General features: G+C 63.9%; 4 protein-coding genes. All 4 read right to left on the minus strand.

Features of this window, described 5'->3' with window-relative positions; translation table 11 throughout:
- Positions 1–1,193 (minus strand): Xaa-Pro aminopeptidase (locus tag VMS96_06675; GenBank protein HVP43098.1); only part of this gene is annotated, 1,193 nt, incomplete at its 3' end.
- Positions 1,194–1,227: 34 nt separating this feature from the next.
- A complete protein-coding gene (locus tag VMS96_06680; GenBank protein ID HVP43099.1) occupies positions 1,228–2,739 on the minus strand; it encodes a cellulose synthase family protein in 1,512 nt (503 codons plus the stop codon).
- 207 nt (positions 2,740–2,946) lie between these two features.
- Positions 2,947–3,993: a cyclic dehypoxanthinyl futalosine synthase gene (mqnC, locus tag VMS96_06685; GenBank protein ID HVP43100.1), complete on the minus strand. Its 1,047-nt coding sequence runs from the start codon at positions 3,991–3,993 to the stop codon at positions 2,947–2,949.
- A gap of 19 nt (positions 3,994–4,012) precedes the next feature.
- The coding region (locus tag VMS96_06690; GenBank protein HVP43101.1) for a menaquinone biosynthesis protein at positions 4,013–4,662 on the minus strand (650 nt) is incomplete at its 5' end.

A 4,662-nucleotide genomic window follows, 5' to 3' on the forward strand; every position in this document is an offset into this window, starting at 1 on the left:
TCGGGAATGTAGATGCCGGGCTCGATAGTGAACACCATGCCGCGGTCGAGGGGTTTGCGATTGTCGGCGTCGTGCACGTTGAGCCCGACGTGGTGACCGATGCCGTGGATGAAGTACTTGCCCAGCGGCTCGCCGTGCAGGTCCTTGCCGTGGGCGTCGATGTACTGCCTGGCCACGTCGGTGAGGGAGCCGGGCCCGAAGAGCGTGGACTTTCCGGGAACGAAGGCCGCTGCCGCCGCCTGCTGCGCCCCCAGGACGATGTCGTAGATCTCGCGCTGGCGGGCGGTGAACTTGCCGTTGGCCGGCAGGGTCCGGGTGATGTCGGAGGCATAGCCGGCGTATTCCCCGGCGGCGTCGATCACCACGTCGTCGCCGTTCTGAATGGCGCCGGAGTTCTCGGAGTAGTGGAGGACGGTGCCGTCGAAGCCGGAGCCCACGATGGGAGCGTAGGCCGGGCGCTCACAGCCGCGCTTCTGGAACTCGTACTGGATGAGCGCACCGATCTCGTACTCCTTCATCCCCGGCTTCATGGCCTTCATGGCGGCCAGGTGCGCGGCGACACTGGCGTCCACCGCGTGCTGGATGCGCTCCATCTCGCCGCGGTCCTTCACCATGCGCATGGAAGCGAGCAACTCTTTGACGTCCTCCATCGCCAGGCGGGTGGCGAAGGCATTGGTGCGCCGCAGCCAGGAAAAGGGGGCCTTCGAAGAAGATGAGCCAAGGTCGGTGAAAACCGTGGCCCGCGGCTGGGGAAGGACCTTCACCAGTATCTCGCGCATCTGGTCCAAGGACTCGACCCGATCGAAGCCGGTGACCTGGCGCGCGGTGGCGTCTTCGGGGCCGAGCTTGGGCCCGGTCCAGCGCTCCTGGGTTCGGTTGTGGGGGGGCAGGAAGAAGATCTCGGTATAGGGGCGGGCCGGATTGCCGTCGCTCGCCTTCACCTCGGGAGCGATCAGCAACGCGGCGCCGGGTTCGGTCCAGCCGGTGAGATAGAAGAAACCATCATCCTGCTTGAACCCGTAAATGTTGTTTGGTCCTTCCTCCTCGGTGGAGGCGAAGAGCAGGACCACGCCGCCGGCTGTTTTTTGCGAGAGAGCTACGCGGCGGGCGCGATAGTCGGCATTCGGTTGGCGGTCAAGCGCCGCTACGCAACACGACATCAGCAGGACGACAGCAATCAGCAGTTTTCGCATAGATCTCCTTGGCCGACCGACGGACGACCGACGACTACACTCCGACCGGGAACGGCTTCTCGTGCAGTTCGGCTCCCGACCCGACCGTCAGCTTCTCGAACCTTCCTTGCAGTAACGACATCAGTCCCGTGTACCAATATCCAAGGACGAACAAGACCAAGAAAGGCACGGTAATAAAGTTCTCGTTGTCGATGGCGTAGTAGACCGTGGCCGCGAAGTATGTGCCGATGAGCAGCTCCAGCCAGGGCACCAGCCCCAGGCGCTTACGATATTTGGCTGCCGCCACTTTGGACCTCTGGCCCTTGGCTGCGACCCGGTACTTGGGGGTGCGGGCAAAGGGCGATTGCTTGCCGAAGATCGCTTCCAGCACGGCGCGGGTATTGGTCAGGGTCAGCCCGATGCCCAGGGCCATCAGGAAGGGCAGGAACAGGAAGACCCGCGGCCACGACCGCGGAAACAGCTCCTTCTGCGAAACCAGGTAGAAGCTGGAGATGCTGAAGGTCGAGGCCAGGAACAGCGGCAGGTCGATGTACAGCATCTGGAACCAGCCCTGGTAGAAGCGGATGACCATGGCCGGCAGCAGCAGGGTGGAGAGCACGATCATCAGCGGATAGCTCAGATTGGCGGTCAGGTGATACCAGGCCTCGACCTTCACCCGGCGCGGCACGTTGCTCTTCATCATCGTGGGCAGGATCTTCTTCGCGGTCTGGATCAGCCCCTTGGCCCAGCGCGCCTGCTGGGTCTTGAAAGCGGTCATCTCGATGGGCAATTCGGCGGGACATTCGACGTCTTGGAGGTAGAGGAATTGCCAGCCCTTGAGCTGCGCCCGGTAGGAGAGGTCGGTATCTTCGGTCAGGGTGTCGTGCTGCCAGCCGCCGGCGTCGTCGATGACGCAGCGGCGCCACATGCCGGCGGTGCCGTTGAAGTTGAAGAAGACGTGACTGCGGGAGCGTCCGCCGTGCTCCAGGATGAAGTGACCGTCGAGCAGGATGGCTTCCACCTCGGTCAGGAACGAGTAGTTGCGGTTCAAGTGGGTCCAGCGGGTCTGCACCATGCCGACCTTGGGATCGGTAAAGTGGTGGATGACCCGGTGCAGCCAGTCGGGCGGGGGGACAAAGTCGGCGTCGAAGATGGCGATGAAATCGCCCTTCGCGGTCTTGAGGCCTTCCTGGAGGGCGCCGGCTTTGAAGCCCTCGCGGTTGTCGCGATGGTGGTAGGCGATGGGATGACCGAGGGCGGCGTAGCGCTCGACCACGGCGCGGGCGACCTCCACGGTCTCGTCGGTGGAGTCGTCCAGCACCTGGATGTCGAGCTTCTCCCGCGGGTAGTCCAGTTTGCAGACCGAATCCAGCAGCCGGTCGATGACGAACTGCTCATTGAAGATGGGGAGCTGGACGGTGATCCGGGGTAGCCCCTCGAACCTGTGGGCCGGCTCTGTCACCTTATTCCTGCGGTTGCGGTAGTACATCCACACCAGGACGTAGCGGTGGATGCCATACGAAGCCAGCAGGATGAGGACGATGAAGTAGGGGACCAGGAGAGCCATGTCGAAGGCGTTCGCTTCATAGAGGCCGTGGAATGGGGTGCGCGCGATCTGGGCGCGTAGCCAGTGCCCGACCCCGCGGTTGGGGGCATAGAGAAAGAAAAGTGCTATGAAGGCCGGGCTGGTCAGGTCAGTAACTCCCGTCGGCGGGCCATTGCCGCCGCGAAACGAACGATTGTACCTGAAGGCAATCGGGCAGCCGAATGCGTGTCAGTTCAGGAAGAGCTTGGTGTAGAGGGTGTCGCGCTGGGCGGGGCGGAAGCCCGCGTCGCGGATGATGCGCCGCAGCTCCTCTTCGGTGGTGCAATTCGAGGTGCCGGCGGCCTTCACCACGTTCTCCTCCAGCATCACCGAGCCGACATCGTTGCCGCCGAAACGCAGACCGAGCTGCAACACCTTGAGGCCCTGGGTCACCCAGCTTGCCTGCACGTTCTCGAAGTTGTCGAGGAAGATGCGCGAGATGGCCAGCGTCTTGAGATACTCGACCGAGGTGGCCTCGTCCCAGCCGCGCCCGCCGAGCGCGGTGTTGCCGGGCTGGAAGGTCCAGGGGATGAAGGCGGTGAAGCCTCCGGTCTCGTTCTGCAGGTCATAGATGCGCTGGAAGTGGTTGACGCGGTGCTCCAGGGTCTCGCCGCAGCCGAACATCATGGTCGCGGTGGTGCGCATGCCCAGCTTGTGGGCGGTGCGGTGCACCTTGAGCCAGTCCTCGGTCAGGCACTTCAGGCGCGCGATCTTGTAGCGCACCTCGTCGTCGAGGATCTCGGCGCCTCCGCCGGGGATGGAGTCGAGGCCGGCAGCACGCAGGCGCTTGATGGTGTCCTCGACCGAGAGGCCGTTCAGTTCGGCGAAGTGCAGGATCTCCGATGCCGAGAAGCAGTGCAGGTGCACCTGGGGGAAGCGCTGTTTGATGCCGCTGAGCATCCGCTCATACCAATCGAGCTTGAGGTCGGGATGCAGGCCGCCCTGCATCAGCACGCCGGTGCCGCCCAATTCGACGGTCTCGCGGACCTTGTCGTAGATCTGCTCGAACTCCAGGGTGTAGCCCTTGGCGCGGCCCGGGCCCTTGATGGGAGCGTAGAAGGCGCAGAAGGTGCAGTACTCGGTGCAGAAGTTGGTGTAGTTGATGTTGCGGTCGATGATGTAGGTGACCACGCCCTCGGGATGCAGCTTGCGACGCACCGCGTCCGCCTCCATTCCAATGCCGATGAGGTCGTCGGAGCGGAACATCTCCAGGGCTTGGGCTTTGGTGAGGGACATCCAGGCCCTATTCTACCAATCAGCGGGCACTGCGCGCCTTTTCACCGACGAACTCCAGCGGCGGCGCGGCGGCGATGGCGCCGCACTCCACGGCGGACTTGAAGAAGAGCTCCATGCCGGAGAGGTTCTCGGCATCGAGGGAGAAATCGATGTTCTCGGTCAGGTAGGCGCGTACCTGTTCCTCGCTTAGGCCGACGCGCGGCGCCCATTCCCGCGCCAGGGCATCGACATTCTGCAACCCGTGGTCGCGGGAAGTTTGGAAGATCTTGACCAGGTCGAGCGGGCTGCTTTCCGCCGCTTCCGCGCGCACCGCCCAGAAGGCAAACACGAAGGGCTTGCCGGTCAGCCGGTTCCATTCCTCGGCCAGGTCGTAGCAGACGAACCGGGTGCGGTCCACGGTGAGGGCCGGATCGCCGATCAGCAGCGCGGCGTCGCACTGGCGGAGCATCTGGCCGAGGTCCGGGGTCATGGCCTGCAACTGACGGGCCCCGCCCCAGAGCTTGTGGAAGAGGATGTGGGCCAGGGCCACCGAGGTCCGCGACGAGGTGTCCGCCGCCACCGTCCGCACTTCCTCGATCGGTTTCTTGCAGATCAGCAAGATGGAGCGCACCGAGCGCTTGCTGGCGATGGCGACATCCGGAATGACCTTGAGGCCGGGAATGGACGCAT

The organism is Terriglobales bacterium (genome assembly GCA_035543055.1).
In the GTDB taxonomy this organism is placed as follows: Bacteria; Acidobacteriota; Terriglobia; order Terriglobales; family Acidobacteriaceae; genus JAIQFD01.

What these genes read in the sequence shown, in the direction of transcription:
- VMS96_06680 (HVP43099.1), bottom strand. Translation starts at nt 2,739, where the DNA reads ATGGCTCTCCTGGTCCCCTACTTCATCGTCCTCATCCTGCTGGCTTCG.
- mqnC (HVP43100.1), bottom strand. Translation starts at nt 3,993, where the DNA reads ATGTCCCTCACCAAAGCCCAAGCCCTGGAGATGTTCCGCTCCGACGAC.